Below are 2,385 nucleotides of genomic sequence, written 5' to 3' on the forward strand. Positions count from 1 at the left end.
TCTTTGGTCTAGTTCTGTCCTGCTAAATATTCAGCTACTGCGATTTGATATTCATTTGGAACTATTTGTTTTTCATCTCCCTCAGCTTCTTCTAAGTTCCACTTTCCAGCTTTAACAAGTATCCCGTAACATACTACTAAATATTTTTTAATCATAATTAATTACCTCCTAATTTTTGCTCTAATTCTTGAATTTTATTTTCAAGTTGAATTATGGCTTCTGCCATAGCAACTTTTTCCTCGTCAACTTCTACTTCTTCTATGATCTCGGGTTCATAATTGTGCTGTGACCCTAACATTTCATCTTTTATATTTTCAAATTCTTCACAGGTTATATTTTCAATGTCAGTTATATCTATTTTTTCATCTAAACTAAATATACATTGAGTTAGCTGTTTATTTATATGATAATTAGAAACTTTAAGAATGTCTAATGGATATAACAAGTTACCTAAATCATCAAATGTTACATTGTATTTATAGTAAAACATAATATATCAACTCCCTTTAAACTATTATATTGTAGAAGAAATAACTTTCATCTTTACTTACATATCCATATAGTTCATTTGTATGATGGTCATAAAATATTCTCCCAAACACTGGTAAATGCCTTAGGTCTATTATTTGTTTTAGAGAGCTATTAATTTTATTGTATATATATAAGTTTCTTATTATATCATCATAACAATAAAAATAATTATTTGTAATTGCGATTCTCCATCCACCATAATCTCTATCTAACTGATATGTTTTAGTAGGATAGAATTTATCATCGTCACCATAATAATCTGGTATATCGAATTCAGCCAAAATAGATTTGTTATTTTTTCTGCCCTTAATCCATAAAGTATTTTGTTTATTATTATCAAATCCTATAACATCAACATAACCGTAATCTACGTCACTTGTTCTCATATGACAATAAAAGCGACGTAATTTAATTTTACTGATTAGATTAATAGGAGTTATTATCGCACCTGGTCCATTCGAGTAATTTCCTGTGTCATAAGCAAGACATGAAGTAAAGCTTGAAGGTCCTCGTATACAAAGGCTCCGTTCATAACTTCCAGGAGTAATAGATTGGGTCATATTCGTCACACTTCCACCGCCATTACCTTCATCAGCTCTAACATCACCATAATAGTAATAAGTTACACTCTCTGGCTTATGAGTTCTAACGTGAAGTAATTTGTCATTATGAATAGTGAAATCTTGTCTTTCATCAGAATATAGATTTAAACTCTTAAACCACACAATCTTTTTAACGTCTCCTGGAAGTCCTTGCCTTTTAAAAGCACTAGCATGAAGTCCATCTAATAAATCTGCATCTAGACCACTGCCAGTTCCATCAACTGTTTTCACTTTATTCAATACGTCCTGTGCTGTATAAGCTGTTTTATCTAGTTTACCATCTAGTTTTTTGTTTACATCTTTTATATTTGTTTGTATATCATCCTGTAAAAATGTACTTACAATGCCACAGAGTTCCGGATTTGCTCTAGTATCTGTTATATCTGTAGCACTTATTTTTACAGTACCTTTATTTATTTTTATATCTGCAATTCCAAGCTCATATATATCTGTATCACGTTGTAATGTTGGCACTGCAGGACTACTAGCAAATGAACCTTTTTTTACATATGCTTTTATTTCTCTCTTAAGAAAATCTAATCTTAAAACTACTCTATCTATTCTGTTTAAAACACTATCCGCAGGATCTATATTCAATATTAAATCTTCTGTGTTATGATAGAAGTATCCATTTATATACGCTTTACCTTTTTTTAGAGTTACTGTCATATTGTTATTTGATATTATTTGTAGGCTATTTGCAGGATTATAGAATACTCCGTTTGACATTATACTTTGGAAGAAATCTGCAAAATCCTCTGCTTTATATACTCTATCCCAGGCACCATTATCTAGGCGTACTGCATTAAAAAAACTGCTTTTTTCCACTTAATCACTTCCTTTTAATTTTGTCTAATATGGTAGGAATCTTATTTCCAAACGTAACATCAATATTAAATCCATTTGTATCATAAACTTCCTTAATTTCTGTTATTTGTGCATCTACTTTTACGTCAAGCTTCCTATCAAAGACAGTAACATAATCACCTAAGTCGTAATCTTTTTCATAATAAAAAGAGTTATAAGGAATTATTGTAGCTTCAAACGTTTTTATTTCCTCTAACTCTTTAAGTTTTTGTTTTGCTAATGTAACTAGTTCTGTTACATCTTCCGCATTAGAGATATCTGTGTATTCTTCTATTCTTCTTATACCTTTAGACTCCCCTACTTTCTGTATTAGCTTTTCTTCTTCCTCTCCTTTTCCTCCTGCATACATTACATTTGCTCTATCAAACATAGATTCAACATAGTT

Annotated in this window: 4 protein-coding genes; all 4 read right to left on the reverse strand. The window is 30.4% G+C overall.

Annotated elements, in window-relative coordinates; genetic code table 11:
- Nucleotides 1-8 precede the first annotated feature (8 nt).
- Nucleotides 9-155 carry a CD1375 family protein gene (locus tag CLPU_RS17385; RefSeq protein ID WP_157857750.1) on the reverse strand — a complete coding sequence of 49 codons (147 nt, stop codon included), beginning with the start codon at nt 153-155 and terminating at the stop codon, nt 9-11.
- 2 nt (nt 156-157) lie between these two features.
- Nucleotides 158-490 (reverse strand): hypothetical protein, encoded by a 333-nt coding sequence (locus CLPU_RS16100; protein ID WP_050379098.1) that lies wholly within the window; start codon nt 488-490, stop codon nt 158-160.
- Between the two features lie 16 nt (nt 491-506).
- Nucleotides 507-1,961 (reverse strand): hypothetical protein, encoded by a 1,455-nt coding sequence (locus tag CLPU_RS16105; RefSeq protein WP_050379101.1) that lies wholly within the window; start codon nt 1,959-1,961, stop codon nt 507-509.
- A gap of 4 nt (nt 1,962-1,965) precedes the next feature.
- Nucleotides 1,966-2,385, reverse strand: a 420-nt coding sequence (locus tag CLPU_RS16110; protein WP_200898648.1) for a Gp37-like protein, incomplete at its 5' end; no start/stop codon positions are given.

Origin of the sequence: Gottschalkia purinilytica, from assembly GCF_001190785.1 — a bacterium.
GTDB classification, from domain to species: Bacteria; Bacillota; Clostridia; order Tissierellales; family Gottschalkiaceae; genus Gottschalkia_A; species Gottschalkia_A purinilytica.